This window comes from Rhizobium sp. 862_C5_N1_2 (assembly GCF_051811205.1).
GTDB lineage: Bacteria > Pseudomonadota > Alphaproteobacteria > Rhizobiales > Rhizobiaceae > Rhizobium > Rhizobium leguminosarum.
In genome coordinates, this window is record NZ_JBPWPT010000001.1 from 1,215,246 (window position 1) to 1,234,882 (window position 19,637).

21 protein-coding genes are annotated in these 19,637 nt (G+C 61.2%); 5 read left to right on the plus strand and 16 right to left on the minus strand.

Annotated features, from left to right (window positions below; all coding sequences use genetic code 11):
• Positions 1–103 precede the first annotated feature (103 nt).
• The 5 genes from pip to cysS are packed head-to-tail and all read right to left on the minus strand — an operon-like array spanning position 104 to position 3,885.
• A complete protein-coding gene (gene pip / locus ACD590_RS06175) occupies positions 104–1,066 on the minus strand; it encodes a prolyl aminopeptidase (protein ID WP_018241426.1) in 963 nt (320 codons plus the stop codon).
• The gene (locus ACD590_RS06180; RefSeq protein WP_018241427.1) at positions 1,063–1,539 is read right to left on the minus strand and encodes a GFA family protein; all 477 of its coding nucleotides are present in this window, start codon (positions 1,537–1,539) and stop codon (positions 1,063–1,065) included. The genes pip and ACD590_RS06180 overlap by 4 nt, the downstream gene beginning before the upstream one ends.
• Positions 1,536–2,024: a GFA family protein gene (locus ACD590_RS06185; RefSeq protein WP_026188340.1), complete on the minus strand. Its 489-nt coding sequence runs from the start codon at positions 2,022–2,024 to the stop codon at positions 1,536–1,538. The genes ACD590_RS06180 and ACD590_RS06185 overlap by 4 nt, the downstream gene beginning before the upstream one ends.
• Entirely contained in the window at positions 2,021–2,497 is a 477-nt protein-coding gene (locus tag ACD590_RS06190) for a GFA family protein (RefSeq protein WP_018241429.1), read from the minus strand. Before ACD590_RS06190 ends, ACD590_RS06185 begins: the two co-directional genes overlap by 4 nt.
• Positions 2,494–3,885, minus strand: coding sequence for a cysteine--tRNA ligase (gene cysS / locus ACD590_RS06195; protein WP_439020854.1), 1,392 nt, complete (start codon positions 3,883–3,885; stop codon positions 2,494–2,496). Before cysS ends, ACD590_RS06190 begins: the two co-directional genes overlap by 4 nt.
• A gap of 331 nt (positions 3,886–4,216) precedes the next feature.
• Between cysS and ACD590_RS06200 the strand changes: the two genes are divergently transcribed.
• Positions 4,217–4,966 (plus strand): glycoside hydrolase family 25 protein, encoded by a 750-nt coding sequence (locus ACD590_RS06200; RefSeq protein ID WP_018241431.1) that lies wholly within the window; start codon positions 4,217–4,219, stop codon positions 4,964–4,966.
• A gap of 113 nt (positions 4,967–5,079) precedes the next feature.
• Here the strand turns inward: ACD590_RS06200 and ACD590_RS06205 are convergent, their stop codons facing one another.
• The 4 genes from ACD590_RS06205 to radA form a co-directional block, all read right to left on the minus strand.
• A complete protein-coding gene (locus tag ACD590_RS06205; protein WP_018241432.1) occupies positions 5,080–5,820 on the minus strand; it encodes an SDR family NAD(P)-dependent oxidoreductase in 741 nt (246 codons plus the stop codon).
• 75 nt (positions 5,821–5,895) lie between these two features.
• On the minus strand, positions 5,896–7,386 hold the full coding sequence (purF, locus tag ACD590_RS06210; RefSeq protein WP_018241433.1) for an amidophosphoribosyltransferase: 1,491 nt from the start codon (positions 7,384–7,386) through the stop codon (positions 5,896–5,898).
• Between the two features lie 148 nt (positions 7,387–7,534).
• Positions 7,535–8,161: a CvpA family protein gene (locus ACD590_RS06215; protein ID WP_018241434.1), complete on the minus strand. Its 627-nt coding sequence runs from the start codon at positions 8,159–8,161 to the stop codon at positions 7,535–7,537.
• 90 nt (positions 8,162–8,251) lie between these two features.
• Positions 8,252–9,652, minus strand: a complete 1,401-nt coding sequence (radA, locus tag ACD590_RS06220; RefSeq protein WP_012756823.1) for a DNA repair protein RadA — start codon at positions 9,650–9,652, stop codon at positions 8,252–8,254.
• 164 nt (positions 9,653–9,816) lie between these two features.
• Here radA and ACD590_RS06225 point away from each other — a divergent pair, with 164 nt between their 5' ends.
• A complete protein-coding gene (locus tag ACD590_RS06225; protein WP_018241435.1) occupies positions 9,817–10,452 on the plus strand; it encodes a LysE family translocator in 636 nt (211 codons plus the stop codon).
• Positions 10,453–10,462: 10 nt separating this feature from the next.
• Here ACD590_RS06225 and alr read toward each other — a convergent pair whose 3' ends face one another.
• The gene (gene alr / locus ACD590_RS06230) at positions 10,463–11,626 is read right to left on the minus strand and encodes an alanine racemase (protein WP_018241436.1); all 1,164 of its coding nucleotides are present in this window, start codon (positions 11,624–11,626) and stop codon (positions 10,463–10,465) included.
• A gap of 190 nt (positions 11,627–11,816) precedes the next feature.
• Between alr and ACD590_RS06235 the strand changes: the two genes are divergently transcribed.
• The 3 genes from ACD590_RS06235 to ACD590_RS06245 all read left to right on the plus strand — a co-directional run bounded on the left by ACD590_RS06235 (position 11,817) and on the right by ACD590_RS06245 (position 13,709).
• Positions 11,817–12,638: an AraC family transcriptional regulator gene (locus tag ACD590_RS06235; RefSeq protein WP_439003517.1), complete on the plus strand. Its 822-nt coding sequence runs from the start codon at positions 11,817–11,819 to the stop codon at positions 12,636–12,638.
• A gap of 67 nt (positions 12,639–12,705) precedes the next feature.
• Positions 12,706–13,410, plus strand: coding sequence for an AzlC family ABC transporter permease (locus ACD590_RS06240; RefSeq protein WP_130652132.1), 705 nt, complete (start codon positions 12,706–12,708; stop codon positions 13,408–13,410).
• Entirely contained in the window at positions 13,407–13,709 is a 303-nt protein-coding gene (locus ACD590_RS06245) for an AzlD family protein (RefSeq protein ID WP_018241439.1), read from the plus strand. Before ACD590_RS06240 ends, ACD590_RS06245 begins: the two co-directional genes overlap by 4 nt.
• A 24-nt stretch (positions 13,710–13,733) precedes the next feature.
• Here ACD590_RS06245 and ACD590_RS06250 read toward each other — a convergent pair whose 3' ends face one another.
• The 6 genes from ACD590_RS06250 to ACD590_RS06275 form a co-directional block, all read right to left on the minus strand.
• The gene (locus tag ACD590_RS06250; protein ID WP_026188341.1) at positions 13,734–15,230 is read right to left on the minus strand and encodes a replicative DNA helicase; all 1,497 of its coding nucleotides are present in this window, start codon (positions 15,228–15,230) and stop codon (positions 13,734–13,736) included.
• 371 nt (positions 15,231–15,601) lie between these two features.
• The gene (gene rplI, locus ACD590_RS06255) at positions 15,602–16,180 is read right to left on the minus strand and encodes a 50S ribosomal protein L9 (protein WP_018241441.1); all 579 of its coding nucleotides are present in this window, start codon (positions 16,178–16,180) and stop codon (positions 15,602–15,604) included.
• Positions 16,181–16,202: 22 nt separating this feature from the next.
• Positions 16,203–17,189 carry a DUF2232 domain-containing protein gene (locus ACD590_RS06260; RefSeq protein WP_018241442.1) on the minus strand — a complete coding sequence of 329 codons (987 nt, stop codon included), beginning with the start codon at positions 17,187–17,189 and terminating at the stop codon, positions 16,203–16,205.
• A 155-nt stretch (positions 17,190–17,344) separates the two neighbouring features.
• Positions 17,345–17,593 (minus strand): 30S ribosomal protein S18, encoded by a 249-nt coding sequence (gene rpsR / locus ACD590_RS06265; protein ID WP_003547038.1) that lies wholly within the window; start codon positions 17,591–17,593, stop codon positions 17,345–17,347.
• A 14-nt stretch (positions 17,594–17,607) separates the two neighbouring features.
• The gene (gene rpsF, locus ACD590_RS06270; protein ID WP_003547040.1) at positions 17,608–18,075 is read right to left on the minus strand and encodes a 30S ribosomal protein S6; all 468 of its coding nucleotides are present in this window, start codon (positions 18,073–18,075) and stop codon (positions 17,608–17,610) included.
• A 369-nt stretch (positions 18,076–18,444) separates the two neighbouring features.
• A complete protein-coding gene (locus ACD590_RS06275) occupies positions 18,445–19,488 on the minus strand; it encodes an aldo/keto reductase (protein ID WP_018241443.1) in 1,044 nt (347 codons plus the stop codon).
• Positions 19,489–19,637: the final 149 nt, after the last annotated feature.

Here is a 19,637-nt window from a genome sequence, read left to right on the forward strand (position 1 = left end):
GGGTTGTTATGAAGTGCGGATGCTGCCCCTCATCCGGCTGCCGCCACCTCTCCCGGTTTTCTCACGGAAAGAGGCTGGGTGAGGGCTGCCCCAATTCCAGCGATCAGTCTTGCTTCCCGGCAAACTTATCCGTCGCCCGGATCAGTCGATCGAGAATCCCCGGTTCCGAATAAGCATGGCCCGCGCCCTCGATCAGGTGGAATTCCGCCTTCGGCCAGGCCTTGTGCAGCAGCCAGGCATATTTGGCCGGGCAGGGCATGTCGTAGCGGCCATGCACGATGACGCCGGGAATATCCTCGAGCCTGCCGGAATCGCGGATCAGCTGTCCCTCATCCATCCAGCCGGCATGGACGAAGAAATGGTTCTCGATGCGCGCAAATGCATAGGCGAATTCCGGCTCTTCGAACTTGAAGCTCGTCGAAGGTTCCGGCAACAGCGTGATCGTTTCGCCTTCCCAGATGCTCCAGGCCTGCGCGGCCGCGAGGCGGACGTTCCTGTCCTCATGCGTCAGACGCCGATGATACGCATGCATCATTTCATGCCGCTCTTCCGGCGGAATGGGGGCGACGAAGCGCTCCCACTTGTCAGGGAACATCTCCGAGACGCCGAATTGATAATACCAGTCGAGTTCGGCCTTGGTCAGCGTATAGATGCCGCGCAGGATGAGCTCGGAGACATGCTCTGGATGCGTCTCGGCATAGGCGAGCGCCAGCGTCGAGCCCCAGGAGCCGCCGAACACCTGCCAGCTGTCGACGCCGGCCATCTCGCGCAGCCGCTCGATATCGGCAACGAGGTGCCAGGTCGTGTTGGCATGGAGTTCCGCATGCGGTGTCGACCTGCCGCAACCGCGCTGGTCAAACAGCATGACGTCGTAGCGAGCGGGATCGAAAAGCCGGCGATGGGCGGGCGAGATGCCGCCGCCCGGGCCGCCATGCAGGAAGACGGCGGGCTTGGCGCCAGGCGTTCCCGAGCGCTCCCAATAGATCACATGGCCGTCGCCGACATCGAGATGGCCGGAAGCATAGGGTTCGATTTCGGGATAGAGCATGCGCAGTATCTCGGTCATATCTTCACGCCTTTCGCGGGCCAGACTTCTGTGTCGTGATCGGGATGCTGGAAGGAGATGATCGCCTCCTGCCGTGCGTAGAAATCCTGATCCTTCAGCACCGGCGCCTCGAAGATTTCCTCGACCCAGGGCAGGCGGGCCTCATAGTTGACCTGGATCAGCGGTGCGAGGTCGCTGCGGTCGTCGAAGGTGCCGATCGCAAGCTCCAGCCCGCCCGGATGACGATAGGTCATCGGCGTGCCGCAATTGCTGCAGAAGCCGCGGTCGATGTTGACCGAGGACTGGAAGTAGCTCGGCTCGCCGCGCGTCCATTCCATCCCTTCCTCAGGCGCGGTGACGAGCGCCGAGAAGAAACCGCCGAACTGCTTCTGGCACATGCGGCAATGGCAGATCGAGGGGCGTCCTAGTTTGCCCGAGATGCGGAAGCGCACGGCGCCGCACTGGCATCCGCCTGTCTTTATCGTGTCCGTCATGAGCTTTCTCCGAGGGGCCAGCTTTTCGTGTCGTGGTCGGGGTGCTGATGGTTGCTTGCCGCAATCGCATTCTCGCGGTCGGGTGTTTCAGACTGTGGTTCAAGCGGCAGGCCGTCGAGCGCGTGAAACCAGGACATCTTGCGGCCGGTGTTCGATTGCATCACCGGCTTGACCGTATCGGGATTATCCAGCGATCCGAGTGTGAGATTGATGAAATCTGTCTCCGGAATGTCGTAGAACAGCGGCGTGCCGCAATCGCCGCAGAAGCCGCGCCGTACCAGATCCGAGGACTGAAACCATTTCGGTTCGCCGCGCGTCAGGGTGAAATCGCGGCGCATCGCGGCGGCCAGCGGCATGAAATAGTTGCCGGCCGCCTTCTGGCACATGCGGCAATGGCAAAGATGGGGATAGCCGAGTTCGCCTTTTGCGCGGTAGCGCACCGCCCCGCACTGACACCCGCCGCTTCTGTCTGATTCCGCCGTCATCTGAGCTCCTTCGGTGGCCATGCCTGCGTCTCATGATCGGGATGCTGGTAGGAGACGAGTTCGAGCAGGAAGGGGGCCGCCTGCGCATCCTCCTCCGTCCGGTGCCCCGGCAATTCATGCAGATGATCGACGAAACCGATCTTGCCCTCGATGCCGAATTGGATCACCGGCGGAAACGCCGAAGGGTCGTCAAAGGCGCCGGCGGCAATCGCCATACCATCCGGCGCCTCGTAGGTCAGCGGCGTGCCGCAATCGCCGCAGAAGCCACGCTCGACGAAATTGGAAGAGCGGAATCTTTTGCGCTCTCCGCGTGTCCATTCGAAATCGGCGCCGCGTACTGAGACCAGCGGTGCATAATAGGCACCGAACGCCTTCTGGCACATGCGGCAATGACAGATCGACGAATCCTTGATGTCGCCGCTGACGCGGAAACGGATCGCTCCGCATTGGCAGCCGCCGCTAAAGGTCGTCATCTCTTGACCTCCCACGTCGTCACGCGCTCGCCCGTCACCGGGTCCTTGCCGTCCTTCAGCTGGATGCCCTTCGCCGTCAGCTCGTCGCGGATCTTGTCGGCCTCAGTGAAGTTGTTCGCCTTCAGCATTTCGAGACGCATTGCGATCAGCGCATCGATTGCCGATGCGACGGCTTCGTCGATCTCCATCTTTTTCGGCAGCAGGCCCAGAAGGTCGGCCGTTGCCGCAAAAGTGGCGCCCAAGGCAGGATCCGTGTGGGCAGCTTGCGCCAACGCATGCAATGCCTGCACCGCCGCCACTGTATTGAGGTCGTCCGAAAGCGCGTTCAGCACGCTTTCATCAGGCGTCGCATCGCCGGCATCTGCTGCCGGCCATTTGGCGAGCAGACGTTCGGCCTCTTCCAGTCGCTTGATCGAGAAATCGATCGGCTCGCGGTAATGCGTCATCAGCATGGCAAGGCGCAGCACCTCGCCCGGCCATTTGCGGCCGCCGAAGGTTTCCGTGTGCAGCAACTCGTGGATGGTGACGAAATTGCCTTCGGATTTCGACATCTTGCGGCCTTCGACCTGCAGGAAGCCGTTATGCATCCAGACATTTGCCATCACCTCGGTACTGTGGGCACAGCGCGACTGGGCGATTTCGTTTTCATGATGCGGGAAGATCAGGTCCAGCCCGCCGCCGTGAATGTCGAAGACATCACCGAGATAACGCTTGCTCATCGCGGAGCATTCGATGTGCCATCCGGGCCGGCCACGGCCCCAGGGGCTCTCCCAGCCGGGCTCGTTGTGGCTCGACAGTTTCCAGAGCACGAAATCGCCAGGATTCTTCTTGTGTGCGTCGACGGCGATGCGCGCGCCGGCCTGCTGCTCGTCGAGCGGGCGCTTCGAAAGCTGTCCGTAATCCGCCATGGATTTGGTGTCGAACAGCACTTCGCCCGATGCGACATAGGCATGGCCGTTGCCGATCAGCTTCTCGATGATCTCGGTCATCTCAACGATATTGTCGGTGGCGCGCGGCTCGAAGCTCGGCTCCAGGCAGCCGAGTTCGGCGACATCGGCGTGAAATTGCGTCTCGGTCTTTTCGGTGACCGCGCGGATCGCGTCATTGAGCGGCAGGCCCGGATGGTCCCGAAGCGCCCGCGCATTGATCTTGTCGTCGACGTCGGTGATGTTGCGGGCATAAGTGACGTGGTCTTTGCCATAGGCATGGCGCAGCAGCCGGAACAGCACGTCGAAGACGATGACCGGCCGGGCATTGCCGATATGAGCGAAGTCATAGACGGTCGGGCCGCAGACATACATGCGGACATTGTTGGGATCGATCGGCGAAAACACCGATTTTTCCCGTGTCAGCGTGTTGTACAGCTTCAGTTCCGGCGTCGCGTCCATTTCACTCTCCCAAATGCACGATCAGAAAAATATCGCGACCGGCGGACCGGGGCGTTTCGCATCTTGACTATTTGGGAGACGAAAACGGCCGGGCCAGCGCTCGCGCTAGCGAATAATCTTCCGGCAGATAATGCAGATAACCGTTTTCATGGCGGGTTTTATGGCCCGGTTCGCGCTTCCGGTCAAGGGGGGCGAAGAGCGATCCAGCGGCAACAGGATCCATCCATGCGATGATGAAACCCGTTGGCGCGCCCTTGAAATTCCCTCGCCATTTTCGCGGCGCAAAATTCGCATAGCCGGTTGAGAAACTGTTGTTAATTGGGAGGAAGGGATGCGGAGACTGGCTCGATCGGCGATCGGAGCGACTGCAATTCTGGTTGTCGCATTCGCGGCATATTTCGCATACGATTTCGGAATGCTTCGCTTCAACAATCCCTCCTTAAGCAGCTATCCGATCCAAGGCATCGATGTCAGCCATCACCAAGGTGATATCGATTGGAAGGTGGTTGCCTCGCAGGCGAATGTCCGCTTCGCCTTCATGAAGGCGACCGAAGGTGGAGATCATCGGGATTCCAAATTCGCCGACAACTGGCAGCGCGCCGGAGATGCTGGATTGGTCAGGGGCGCTTATCATTTCTTCACCTTCTGCCGACCGGGCAAGGATCAGGCGCAGAATGTCCTGGCGACTGTGCCGAAGGAGCAGGGAACTCTGCCCATCGCCATCGATCTGGAGTTTGTCGGCAATTGCAACAAAATCCCGACGCTCGAGGAAATGGCTGCCGAGGTGAACGCCTTCTTCACCGAGCTGAAGGGCACTTTTCCGGAGAAACCTATTTTTTACGTCACTCAGGAGTTCTTCGATCAATTTCTGAAAGGCAATGAATCGCGCTTTCCTGACCACTATCTGTGGCTGCGCAGTGTGTTCAGGGAACCGAGACAGGAAGAGTGCAGTCGTTGGTCAATCTGGCAATTTGCCGACAACGGCACCTTGGACGGCATCCAGGGACCGGTTGACCTCAATGCGCTTTGCCCGTCGGAAGCGGGCCTGGCGCATCTGTTCCCAGCCGTTGCAGCGAACTGAGACGTCGACAGCGCCGCGCGTCTTTTCGGACGCGCAAAGGACGCTGTAGCACTTTGAATTGCCGCATCATTTTGTCCTTGAATCGATTCCGACTTAAGGAATTATGCAGGTGCTTATTCCGGCAGGCGGTAATCGACGAGCTTGTTCTCCCGCACAATGAACAGCTTACCCGTCTCGGTCACACCAGGCCCCAGCAATGGCAGGATCGCCTTTGCGACCTCGGAGGGATGCGGTAGCGTCTGCGGATCTTCGCCCGGCACCGCCTGCGCTCGCATCGCCGTGCGTGTCGCTCCCGGATCGACGCTGGTGACCCGCAGCGGTGTGCTTTGACTTTCGCCGGCCCATGTACGTGCCAGCGCTTCGACCGCAGCCTTGGAAGCGGAATAGGCGCCCCAGAAGGGGCGGCACTTGTGGGCAGCACCCGAAGAGATGATCACCGCACGACCGGCATCCGAGCGAGCAAGCAGTGGGTCGACTGAGCGGATCAACCGCCATGTCGCGGTGACGTTGATGGTCATCACCTTCTCGAACACCTTGGCTTCGATATGGCCGATCGGCGAAATGACGCCGAGCACGCCCGCATTGGCGACGAGGATGTCGAGCTTGCCCCAGCGCTCGAAGATCGAGCCGCCGAGCGCGTCGATCGCGTTCATGTCGGCAAGGTCGAAGGGCACGAGCGTCGCCGCGCCACCAATGGCCTTGATCGCATCGTCGAGGTCCTCGAGCCCGCCGACCGTGCGTGCGCAGGCAATCACATGTGCGCCGGCTTTCGCAAGCTCCAGCGCCGTGAAATATCCGATGCCGCGCGACGCACCGGTGACGAGTGCGATCTTGCCCTCAAGATTGATATTCATGATGTCGTGTTCCCTCACGAGGGGAGAGGGGTGCGGTGAACCCCTCGGGATGGATAATGGGAAAGCCGAGCCGTGTCAGCCGTTGCTGGCGAGCATGGAAATCTTGTTGCCCATGGACTCGCCGTTCTTGTCGAGCAGGCGGGTCGGATAGTCGCCGGTAAAATAGTGATCGGTGAATTGCGGCCGGGCCGGATTGCGATCCTCGCCGCCAACGGCGCGATAGAGGCCGTCGATCGACAGGAAGGCGAGCGAGTCCGCACCGATATATTTGGCCATGGCTTCAACATTGGCATACTGATTTGCCAGTAGCTTGTCTGCGTCAGGCGTGTCGATGCCGTAGAAATCCGGGAAGAAGATCATCGGGCTTGCGACGCGGACATGGACTTCGCGCGCGCCGGCTTCACGGATCATCTGGACGATCTTGAGAGACGTCGTCCCACGCACGATGGAATCATCAACCAGCACCACGCGCTTGCCTTCGATCATCGCCCGGTTGGCGGAATGCTTCAGCTTCACACCGAAGGCGCGAATCTGCTGCGTCGGCTCGATGAAGGTGCGCCCGACATAATGGTTGCGGATGATGCCGTATTCGAAGGGAATGCCGCTCTGCTGGGCATAGCCGAGCGCCGCAGGCGTGCCGCCATCCGGCACCGGCACGATCACGTCGGCATCGACGGGCGATTCCTTGGCAAGGTTCATGCCCATGCTCTTGCGCGTCGTATAGACGTTGCGGCCGCCGACGACCGAGTCCGGGCGGGCGAAATAGACATATTCGAACAGGCAGAGGCGCTCCGGCTGCGGCTTGCTGGGCTTGCGCGCATCGATGCTGATCGAGCCGTCAGGCTGGATTTCGCAGATGACGACCTCGCCGTTCTCAACGTCGCGGATGAACTTGGCGCCGATGATGTCGAGCGCGCAGGTTTCCGAACAGAAGATCGGCTTGCCGTCGAGTTCGCCCATCACCAGCGGGCGGATGCCGGTCGGGTCGCGCGCGGCAATCAGCTTCGTGCGCGTCATGGCGAGCATCGAATAGCCGCCTTCCATCTGGCGAATGGCATCGATGAAGCGGTCGGATGTGGAAGCGTGGCGGGAACGGGCGATGAGGTGGAGGACGACTTCAGTATCGGACGTCGACTGACAGATGGCGCCGGTCGCGATGATCTGGCGGCGCAGCGTCAGGCCGTTGGTGAAATTGCCGTTATGGGCAATGGCGATGCCGCCTTCTTCCAGTTCGGCAAAGAGCGGCTGCACGTTGCGCATGGCCACTTCGCCGGTTGTCGAGTAGCGGGTATGACCGATCGTAATGCTGCCGGGCAGGCGGGCGAGCGTCATCGGATTGGTATAGTGGTCACCGACGAGGCCCATATGGCGCTCTTGATAAAAGCGCTTGCCGTCGAAGGAGACGATGCCGGCTGCTTCCTGTCCGCGATGTTGAAGCGCATGCAGGCCAAGAGCCGTGAGCGCGGCGGCATCGGGATGTCCCAAAATTCCGAAAACCCCGCATTCTTCATGCAGCGTATCTCCGTCGAGCGGATCGTCGGTCGGGAAGGAATGGGACTGGTTCATTTCTGCGGGCCTCTGCTCTCACAAGAATGGATCGGCATTTCCAGAAATAGCTGAGCCCGGCGGAGCTGGAATGCCCGGCCGGACCCTCATTTCATGTTCCGCTCAAATGGCAATTGCCGGAAGGCGGGTCAAGCTCTTGAACACTGTGTCAATTCGCCGGCTGCTGTGCGCCGTCTGCAGGCGCGGTCGGTGCGTCTTCCGCCGGAGCCTGGTCGCCCGCCGGCGGAGTGGTACCTTCGGCGCCCTGTGTCGGCGGCTGCAGCTTATCACGGATGCTTTCCGGTATCATCTGGGCAAATTGCTCCGGCAGAACGGATTTCAGCTTCACGACCATCGAATCCAGGAAAGGTTTCGACTTCGCTTCGTTAACCCAGGCCGGGCGGTGGTCGACATCGACCAGCCAGTTCCAGAAGGCGACGGCGACGACCAGGAGCAGCACGCCGCGCGCTGCCCCGAACAGGAAGCCGAGCGTGCGGTCGAGCGCGCCGACGCGGCTGTCGATGATGAAATCGGCGATCTTCATCGTAATGAAGGAGATGACGATGAGCGCAATCAGGAAGACGACCGCTGCCGAACCGACGATCGCGATGCGGTCGTCATCGGTATATTTTTTCGCGTAGGGCAGCAGGTAGGGATAGAGGTAATAGGCAGCGGCGGCCGAACCGCCCCAGCTGGCGATCGAGAGGATCTCGCGCGAAAAGCCGCGGACCATCGCCAGCACGGCGGAGAAGAGCACGACGCCGATGACAATACCGTCGAAAATCGTAATGGGCATGTAAATTCAACTCCAGGACTGCCGCTTGGCGGCCGTGTCGTGCCTTATCGTGTGCCTCCTATATCATCACCATTCCTGGCAATGAAAGGATCAAACATCGTCTTCCACACGCAGCGCTCCCTTCGATCCGGCGATGCGCGCGACCAGATCCGGCAGGCTTCCGACTTCGCTCCAGCGCCCGCCGGAGCCCTTCGGCAGTTCGGCGGAGGCGGATGGAAGCAGTGCTGCGGAAAAACCCAGCTTCTCGGCTTCCTTGAGACGCTGGGCGGTGTGCGCAACCGGTCGGATGGCGCCCGACAGGCTGACTTCGCCGAAATAGACGCAATCGGCAGGAAGGGCAATACCGGCAAGTGAGGAAACGAGCGCCGAGGCAACGGCGAGATCGGCCGCCGGTTCGGAGATACGGTAACCGCCGGCGACGTTGAGGTAGACGTCGTGCTGGCCGAGCCGGACGCCGCAATGAGCCTCAAGCACCGCCAGGATCATCGACAGCCTGGCCGAATCCCAGCCGACCACGGCGCGCCGCGGCGTGCCGAGCGAGGTCGGCGCAACAAGCGCCTGCACTTCGACGAGAATGGGACGCGTGCCCTCCATGCCGGCGAAGACGGCAGCACCCGGCGATTTCTCGTTGCGCTCGCCGAGGAAGAGCTCCGAGGGATTGGCGACTTCGCGTAAGCCTTTGTCTGACATTTCGAAGACGCCGATCTCGTCGGTCGGGCCGAAGCGGTTCTTGACCGTGCGCAGGATGCGGTAGTGATGGCCGCGGTCGCCTTCGAAATAGAGCACGGCGTCGACCATGTGCTCGACGACGCGCGGTCCGGCGATCTGCCCGTCCTTGGTCACATGGCCGACGAGCACCATGGCGGCGCCCGTCTGCTTGGCGAAACGGATCATTGCCTGGACGCCGGTGCGCACCTGCGTCACCGTTCCCGGCGCGGATTCGGCAAGTTCGCTCCATAGCGTCTGGATGGAATCGATGATGACGAGGTCCGGCCGCTTGCCCTCGGCGAGCGTCGCCAGAATATCCTCGACATTGGTTTCGGCCGCCAGCATCACGTCGGTATCGGCCGCCGCGAGGCGTTGCGCCCGCAGCCGGACCTGCGCCACGGCTTCTTCGCCGGAGACGTAGATGATCTTGTGGCCGCGCCGGGCAAGGGCGGCGGCTGCCTGCATCAGCAGCGTCGATTTGCCGATGCCGGGGTCGCCGCCAATCAGCACCGCCGAGCCGCGCACGAAGCCGCCGCCGAGCGCCCGGTCGAGCTCCGACATGGCGGTATGGATGCGAGGCGCCTCCTCGATCTCGCCCGACAGCGCCGTCAGCGCTACAGGGCGGCCCTTTTTCGGTGTCTTGCCGGGACCGGAGCCGATCCCGCCCATCGGGTCCTCTTCGACGATGGTGTTCCACTCGCCGCAGTTTTCGCATTTGCCGGCCCAGCGGTTATGAACCGTGCCGCAACTCTGGCAGATGAATTGTGTCCTGGCCTTCGCCATCAATTACTCTTTCAGTCCGGGTTTCCAAGTGAAGCAGACGCGCCGCCTCATCGAATCAATATCGTGCTTGAGATAATGGCTGTCGTGACGGATCAAAACTAATGATTTCCCCATCAGCGCACCCGTGCCTATCCTTTGCTCCTAGTCATCCGGAACGGTGGAAGATGTTCGATTATTCGCTCGCACACTGGCTTGCATTTCTGTCGGCGGCGGTTTTGCTCAACCTCTCGCCTGGCCCCGATATCGCCTTCATCCTCGGCCACACGATGAGAAGCGGAAAACGTGCCGGTTTTTCCGCGCTGTTCGGCGTCTGGTCCGGCGCCTGTCTGCATGTCCTGATGGCGGCACTCGGCCTTTCGGCCATACTTGCCGCTTCCGCCGTCGCCTTCTCGACAGTCAAATGGATCGGTGCCGCTTATCTCGTCTGGCTCGGCATTCAGGCTTTGCGCGCCGGCGGCGGCAATGGACTGATAAAGGCTGACGGTGAAGAAATGCCGGTCGCAAGGATCTACCGGCAAGGAATCCTTGTGTCGCTGCTCAATCCGAAGGTGGCGATCTTCTTCCTGGCCTTCCTGCCGCAATTCGTCGTCGAAGGGGCAGGACCGGCATGGGCCCAACTCCTGCTGCATGGCGGGCTCATCATTGTCGTCGCTGCCTTCATCGAGCCGCCGCTCGTCCTTCTCGGAGGGCGCCTTGCCGATGCGCTCAGGCATAATCAGAAAGTCGGGCTATGGCTCGATCGCAGCCTCGGCGCGCTCTTCGTGGCGCTCGGGGTCCGGCTTGCGCTCAGCAGCCGTTGACGGGCGAACTCTACTCCTCGGCGACATAGCGCCGCTCGTGGCGGAGCCCCATGCTGGTCAGGATCTCGTATCCGATCGTGCCTGCTGCCCGCGCCACGTCGTCGACTGGCATATTCTTGCCGAACAGCTCGACATAATCCCCGGCGCGCACGGCATTGTCAGGCAGGTCGGTGATATCGAAGATCGTCAGGTCCATGGTGATGCGGCCGGCAACCGGCACCTTGTGTCCGGCGATGAAGCCTTGCCCGCCTTGCGGCACCGCTTGGCGCAGCGGCACGCCACCGCTCGACTGGCTGCGCATATAGCCGTCGGCATAACCGGCCGAGGCGATCGCCAGCCGGCTTTTGCGGTTGAGCTGCAGCGCTCGCCCATAGCTGACGGTCTCGCCGGCCTCGACATTTCGCACCTGGATGATGCGCGCTTCCGCTGTTGCCACCGGCCGCATCGGGTTCGTCATGCCGCAGACCGCTTCGCCGCCATAAAGCGCAATGCCGGGGCGGGTCAGGTCGAAGTGATAATCCTCGCCGAGAAAGATGCCGGCCGAGGCGGCAAGACTTGAATCGATGCCTTCATAGGCGGCGCTAACCCTGTGGAATGATTCGAGCTGCCGCCGGTTCATCGCATGGCTGGGATCGTCGCCGCAGGCGAGATGGCTCATGACAAGCACCGGCGCGAAACTCGCCGGCCGCGAAACGTCGTCGACGAGCGCGATCGCATCGTCGATATGCAGTCCGAGCCGATTGAAACCAGTATCGACATGCAGCGCGCAGGGATAGTCGCCGTAATCGGCCAGCACCGCCATCCAGAAGGCGAGTTGCTCGTCGGAGGAAATCACCGGCACCAGATCATTGTCGAAGAAGCGCCGCTCGGTGCCCGGCCAGATGCCGGAGAGCACGAATATGCGCGCCTCCGGCGCATAGAGGCGAAGGGTGACGCCCTCGTCGACGGTCGCGACGAAGAAGTCGCGGGCGCCCGCCATATAGAGCGCTTCGCCGGCATCCTCGATGCCCATGCCATAGGCATCCGCCTTGACGACGGCCGAGGCGCGCGCTGCGCCGGAGCGGCGCGCCATATCGCGCCAGTTCTCCGTCAGCGCGGTCAAGTCGACGGTCAGCCGCAGGCCTGCGGAAGCGAAAAGATCGTCGTCGTCGAAGGGAATGGGAAAATCTGTCATGAATCGCCGTGAAGAAATGAAGGGAAAATCACCTCACCCAGTCTAGTGAGCATTGCGACCAAGGGAAAGCGCGGGCGGTCACATACCATCCTTTGCCGCCTGTACGATCACTTTTGTTCAAGACGCATGGCGGCTTCGGCGCTAATCTACCCGCATGCAGAACGTATCTCAGAAAGAGGCGGCGGAGGCTATGCCGCTCGCCAACGTGGAATCGGCCCGCTTTTGGCGGGACAGCCGCTTCCGCGACATGGAGTGTCTGAGCGCTACCTTCCTCACTCATGAATATGCGCCGCATGCGCACGATACATTCAGCATCGGCGCGATTGAAAGCGGCAGCCAGATCGCCACGCTGAGCGGCAGGCGGGAGGAAACCGGCCCCGGCGACCTTTATCTTATCGATCCCGGCGTCATTCATGACGGTGCTCCCGGCGGCGAGGGCTACCGTTACCGCATGATCTGTCCGGACATGAAATTATTCATCGATATTCTGGAGGATGTGACCGGCAAGGCCTTTCACGCGACGCCGTCTTTTTCCGGCGGGCTTCCACGCGATCCGCAGCTCGCCAATGCTTTTCACTCCGCCCATCGCACGCTCGAAAGGGGTGCAGGTGCATTGGAGTCCGATGAAAGCATGTTCTCGGTGCTGGCGGCGATCTTTGCGCGCCACGGCAGCACCATGGTCGTGCCTGTCGATACGCAGGAGCGAAGCGCCGTCGCCCGCGCCCGCGAATACCTCATCGAGAATTTCGACAGCGACGTCGGCCTTGAGGAACTGGCCGGGGTGGCGAGGTTGAGCCGCGCGCATCTCATCCGCGCCTTCCGCAAGGAATACCACATCACGCCGCATGCCTTCCTGACGGACCGGCGCGTGCAGGTGGCCCGCAGGTTGCTGCGGCAGGGGCGCATGCCGGCCGATATTGCGTTCGAATGCGGTTTTGCCGATCAGGCGCATTTCACCCGGCACTTCAAGGCGCGCACAGGCGTAACACCCGGTCAATTCCGAACGGGCTGATCACTTACGTTCAATACGGCTGGGTCGGGCTGGGCTACTGCTCCGCGATCTTAATCGGGAGGTTGCCATGTTGCAGCAGAGCCGGCCGGCCGGCGAATTTCTTGCCGGAATGCGCGCCATCTTTCCACTTGTCGTCGCCGTTGCTCCGATCGGCCTGGTTTTCGGCGCGATTTCGGCCACCAAGGGGCTTTCGGTCTTGGAAACAGCGCTGATGAGCGCGCTGGTCTTTGCCGGTGGCTCGCAGTTCGTGGCAATGGATATATGGGCGCATCCGGCAAGCTGGGTCGGCGTCGGCTTTGCCACCCTGCTGGTCAACATCCGCCATGTGCTGATGAGCGCCTCCATCGGCATGAAGATGCAGTCCTTCTCCACCATCAGGCGCTATGCCGCCATGTTGTTCCTTGCCGACGAACTCTGGGCCATGGCGGAGTTCCGCGCCGGCAGCACACGGCTGACGCCCGTATGGTATGCCGGTATCGTCATGCCCTTCTATGCCGCCTGGGTCGGCTCTTCGCTGGCAGGCGCGTTGCTCGGCGCCTTTCTGGGCGATCCCGCGGTCATCGGTCTCGATTTCGCCTTTCCGGCCGTGTTTGTCGTGCTGGTCATGGGCTTCTGGAAGGGACCGGAAACGGGCGCAATTCTGGCCGCGAGCGGAATTGCAGCCGTTGTCGTCCATCATTTCGTGCCGGGCGTCTGGTATATCGCAGCCGGTGCTTTGGCCGGACTGGTGATGGCTTTCTGGAAGGGTCGGGTACAGGAGCAGGCCGCATGACGCTTGATATCAATACCCTGCTTGCCATCCTCGCTATGGCATTCGCGACGATTTTCACGCGCATCAGTGGTCTCGTCCTCATCCGTCATGTGCAGCTGGACGAACGCTGGAAAACGGCGATTGAGGCGATCCCGCCGGCGGTCCTGATGGCCGTGATAGCTCCGACCGCCTTTGCGACCGGCTGGGCGGAGACACTGGCATGTGCCGCAACGGCGCTGGCCGCCCGCCGCCTGCCGATGCTTGCCAGCGTCGTCGTCGGCGTTGTGGCGGTGGCCTTGTTGCGGGCCGCAGTTTTCTAAGGGAAATTGACCCGGAAAACCGCGTCAATGTTCCTCGTACTGTGTGAAGGAAGGATCGGCGAGATCGGCAAAGCGCGTGAATTCTGACTGGAAGGCGAGTTTCACCGTGCCCGTCGGCCCGTGGCGCTGCTTGGCGATGATGACGTCGGCCGTGCCCTTCACCTTGTCGAACAGCGCTTCCCATTCCGGATATTTCGGATCGTGGATGTCGCGCGGCTCCGAATTCTTGACGTAATATTCCTCGCGGAACACGAAGAGCACAACGTCGGCATCCTGCTCGATCGAGCCGGATTCGCGAAGGTCGGACAGCTGCGGCCGCTTGTCGTCGCGGCTTTCGACCTGACGCGAGAGCTGCGACAGCGCGATGATCGGAACGTTGAGCTCCTTGCCGAGCGCCTTGAGGCCGGTGGTGATCTGGGTGATTTCCTGCACGCGGTTGTCGCTGGATTTGCCCGAACCGGTCATCAGCTGAATGTAGTCGACCACAAGCACGTCGAGGCCGCGCTGGCGCTTGAGGCGGCGGGCGCGCGCCGAAAGCTGGGCGATCGAGATGCCGCCGGTCTGGTCGATATAGAGCGGCACCTTCTGCATCATCATCGAGCAGGCGACGAGCTTTTCAAAATCGGCATCGTTGATGTCGCCGCGGCGGATCTTCGAGGAGGAGACTTCCGTCTGCTCGGAGATGATACGGGTGGCGAGCTGTTCCGACGACATTTCGAGCGAATAGAAGCCGACGACGCCACCGTTCTTCGCCTTCATGCTGCCGTCCGACTGGACTTCGCCTTCGTAAGCGGCGGCGATGTTGTAGGCGATGTTCGTGGCAAGCGAGGTCTTGCCCATGCCGGGGCGTCCGGCCAGCACAATCAAGTCCGAACGCTGCAGGCCGCCCATCTTGGAATCCAGCGAATGGATGCCGGTGGAAATGCCGGAAAGCCCGCCGTCACGTTCCTTGGCGACAGCCGCCATGTCGATGGCTAGCGCAACCGCATCGTTGAAGGCCTGGAAGCCGCCGTCGTAGCGGCCGTTCTCCGCCAATTCGAAGAGGCGGCGTTCCGTATCCTCGATCTGAGACTGCGGCGGCATGTCGAGCGGCGCGTCATAGGCGATATTGACGACATCTTCGCCGATGGTGATCAGCGCCCGGCGCAGCGCCAGGTCGTAGATCGCCCGGCCGTAATCCTCGGCATTGATGACGGTGACGGCATTGCTGACGAGACTCGCCAGGTATTGCGAAACCGTCATGTCGCCGACCTTCTCGTCGGCTTTCAGGAAGGTCTTGATCGTCACCGGGTTGGCGATCTTACCCATGCGGATGATATCGCCGGCAACCTCGAAGATCTTCCGGTGCAGCGGTTCATAGAGATGGATCGGTTTCAGGAAGTCCGACACCCGGTAATAGGCGTCGTTGTTCATCAGGATCGCACCCAGAAGCGCCTGCTCGGCTTCGATATTGTTGGGTGCTTCGCGATAATGCTGCTCCGACGGGGCAACAGCTGTAATCTTTCGAGCGGCGTCGTTCATCATCATCCGTTCTGTCTTTTTCCAGCTCCGGATTTGCAATTCCGGACGCGAAAATCAAGAGGCTACGAAAGGAGCGGGGGCTCGCTTCGCCTAAATCCTGAACGCTGTGCACGTTGTTCGACTTCTCCACAGTCTTGGGCGACACAAAGGAGAAATACTGGCAGTGTCACCCGCACGACACGGTATGGCGCCGACTCAGCCCATCCGTTTCGGAGAACGCTACTTTAGCGCGATGCCATAAGGCACGCAGCAAAAACATCCGGACAATCCCCTTAAAAAGCGACCCAGTCCACTACGCCTATGGAAGGGATGGAAACGAAAAAGCCCGGCGCGGTGGCCGGGCTTCCCTGTCGCGGATCGCTCCGACGAAATTATGCTTCGTCTTCGTCGACGCCGTCGGCTTCCGGATCGAAGAAGTCTTCCGGACGCAGCGCGTCTTCGTCGACGCCGTAGATCGCGTCGACCGAGGTGAGTTCTTCGCCCTTGGACTGGCGCTCTGCCTCTTCGGCCGAACGGGCAACGTTCAGCTCGACGTGGATTTCGACTTCGGCATGCAGCTGCAGTTCGACCTTGTGCAGGCCGATCGACTTGATCGGCGTGTTGAGGTGAACCTGGTTGCGGCCGATGTTGAAGCCTTCGGCGGCGAGAATCTCGACGACGTCACGGGCAGCAACCGAACCGTAGAGCTGGCCGGTTTCGCCGGCGGAACGCACGACGATGAAGGACTTGCCGTCGAGAACGTCGGCGACCTTCTGGGCTTCCGACTTGCGCTCGAGGTTGCGGGCTTCGAGCGTCGCACGCTCGGCTTCGAAGCGGGTCTTGTTGGCGGCGTTGGCGCGCAGCGCCTTGCCGAGCGGCAGCAGGTAGTTACGGGCAAAGCCGTCGCGAACCTTTACGGTTTCGCCCATCTGGCCGAGCTTGGAGATGCGTTCGAGAAGGATGACTTCCATTTTCTTTTTCCTTTCTTGTGTCTCAGATTTTCGTATCGGATTGTTTGGGGGCATCAGCATCTTTCGTCGGGGTCAGCGCGATCGCCTTGCGCGTATCGCTGAGACCGAGAACGAGGATGAGGAGAGCTGGCAGCAGCATGAGCATCGAGGCCAGATAGCAGAGGATGAGAGCCGGTATGCGCCAGTCCTTGCCGCGCGTGCGGAAATGCAGCGAGGCGAAACCGGAAAGCATGAAGCCGGCGCCGAAGGTGCCGATCACGGTCGCACCGACCAGCGCCGGAATGCCGCCGAAAAAGCAGGCGGCAAGCCCGGCCAGGAAGATGAAGATCGAGTTGCGGTTCATGCGCAGCGACGAGGGAATATCCTCGCGCGGGCGAAGGCCGCGGCCGGACGCTGAGACGATGCGCACGGCGAAGTAATAGGCGGCAAATAACATGCTGACCCACATGCCGCCCTGCAAAGCCGGCAGCATCAGCAGGATCAGCGACTTGGTCTGCGCAGTCGCCGCCGGATCGGGCATGAATTCCGGCTGCTGCTGCTTGAGCGAGGTGATCAGCAGATCGACGATCGGATCGGTAATCTCAGGCCCGTAGCCGATGATCACACCGATGACGATGACGGCGAGCGTCACCAGACCGCAGAGATGCAGCAGGATATCGGAGAGCGGATACCAGGCAAGCAGATGGTCGGGGCCGCCGAGTTCGGCGGCCGGACGCGCCAGATTGGCGAGATGGCTGAGCCAACCGGCCGGCAGAAGCGTCACCAGCGTCATGATCAGCGCGAAGGAGGGCGAGATCAAGATCGCCCCGAGGGCCGCAGCGGTGACGACGGCCGAGACCGCGGCGGCATTGCCCCATCCGAGCCCGACGATCAGGATCGGCAGCGCCGAGGCCGTGTAGAGAAGCGCGCTGAAAAACGACGGCTGCATGCTCGCGCCCAGCACCAGCAGGGCGGCGGTCAATCCGGCGAGTGCGCCGATCAGCAGCGTTCTAATGTTCGGTCGTTTCAAGGTCGCTGTCCTGCTTCATCAAGCAGTTAGAGGATGTTGCTGAATCAAATTCAGAAACGTCTCAACATGGGTTTTAAGAGTTCCGATCCGCGCCCATCGCGGAAGGGAGAAGGGAAGGCACGAATGCCTTCCCTAAAGGTGTCGGCGTCGACCGATTAGGCGACGACGTAGGGCAGCAGGCCGAGGAAACGGGCGCGCTTGATCGCCTGGGCGAGTTCGCGCTGCTTCTTCTGGGAAACGGCCGTGATGCGGGACGGAACGATCTTGCCACGCTCGGAAATGTAGCGCTGCAGCAGGCGTACGTCCTTGTAGTCGATCCGCGGCGCATTGGCGCCGGAGAACGGGCAGGTCTTGCGGCGGCGATGGAACGGGCGGCGGACCGGAGCGGAGGAAGTTTCAGACATATCTCAGATCTCCCTTATACACGGTCTTCGCGCGGACGGCGCGGACGGTCGTCACGGTCGCCGAAGCCACCTTCACGCGGCGGACGCGGGCCGCGGTCGCGATCACCGAAGCCGCCTTCACGCGGGCCACGGCCGCCTTCACGCGGACGGTCGTCACGGTCGCGCTTCTGCATCATGGCAGACGGACCTTCTTCATGCTTCTCGACGGCGATCGTCATGTAGCGAAGAACGTCTTCGCTGATGCGCATCTGACGTTCCATTTCCTGGACGGCAGCAGCCGGGGCATCAATGTCCATCAGGGCGTAGTGCGCCTTACGGTTCTTCTTGATGCGGTAGGTGAGGGACTTGAGGCCCCAGTTCTCGATACGCCCGACCTTACCGCCATTCGCTTCGATCACACCCTTGTACTGTTCTACGAGGGCATCGACCTGCTGAGCGGAAATATCCTGCCGGGCAAGGAATACATGTTCATAAAGAGCCATGACAGCTTTGCCTTTCTTGCGTTTGGTTCAACCCGATATTCGGCGGCTAAGCCTCAACGACTGCTCCTGATTGGGCGGACCCAGGCAAGAAAGCGTTTCCGAGACGGTCGAGAGCGGAGACACGGGAGGCTGGAACGCTTCCGTTCCGAACGATTTCCGAAAGGAAACCGGCCCTCCGTTCAGCCACCAGCCAGAAGACCGGGTTAACGAACAGCGCGGCTTATACGGATTTTTCGGGGAAAGGCAAGCGCAATCGGACAATCGAACCAGACCGGTGAGTAGAGCGTGATGCCGAAAACTGTGAGCGGTTTTCGGGCGACATCATGCTCTCATCCCGTTCGGCGTCGGGCAGGCGTTAAAGGAATATGATCAAAGCGTCAGCGGATACTGCCGGTGCACCTTGGCGATCTCCGTGAGCACCTCGTCCGAAAGCGTTAGGTCGGCCGCACTGATATCGACTTTCAACTGCTCCATCGACGTCGCGCCGATGATGACCGAAGCCATGAACGGCCTTGATCGGCAGAAGGCAAGCGCCATCGCTGCCGGATCGAGACCGTATTTGGCCGCGATCTGCAGATAGGCTTTGGTCGCCGGCTCTTGCAGGGGCTGCAGGCGGCCTCCGATATCGGGGTTGATCGAACCGCGCGAACCCTTCGGCCTGACACCATCGACATATTTTCCGGAGAGGATGCCGCCGGCGAGCGGCGAATAAGCGAGCAGCCCTACATCCTCGTGATGCGAGAGCTCGGCGAGATCGAGATCGAAATGGCGGTAGAGCAGATTATATTCGTTCTGGACGCTCGCAACGCGCGGCAGGTTCTTCTGTTCGGAGAGCGTCAGATATTTCTGTATGCCCCAGGTGGTCTCGTTGGAAAGACCGATCGCGCGGATCTTGCCTTCCTTCACCAGCGCACCGAGCGTTTCCAGGATGTCGAGCATATTGGCGACGGCCTTGTCGCGATCCTGGTTGAAGGGATTGTAGCTCCAGTTCTGGCGGAAATGGAAATGGCCGCGGTTCGGCCAGTGGATCTGGTAGAGGTCGATATAATCGGTCTTCAGCCGCGCCAGACTGGCCTCGAGCGCCAGGCGGATATTCTTTGCATCGGCACCTTCGCCGCCGCGTATATAGTCGCGGCCGCGGCCTGCGACCTTGGTGGCGAGCACGATATCGCCGCGCTTGCCGGTCTTCTTGAACCAACTGCCGATATAGTCTTCGGTCCAGCCCTGTGTCGCCGCCGAAACCGGGGTGGTCGGATAAAGCTCGGCCGTGTCGAAGAAATTGACGCCCTTTTCGACGGCGTAGTCCATCTGCGCATGAGCATCGGCTTCGCTGTTCTGCGAACCCCAGGTCATGGTGCCAAGGCAAATCTCTGAAACGGAAATCTCAGTGCGGCCTAGTGAATTGTACTTCATGAAAAAACCTTGGGAGAGAGGTGAAAGCCTCGGGGAGGTCCGCGCAAATCTAGGCTGGATTTGGCGGAGCGCAAGAGCAAAAACCGGGCTTTTGCGCCGGTGCGAAAGGCTTTGCGGAGAATGAGGCGCCACTTGACTCTGCCGGAAAG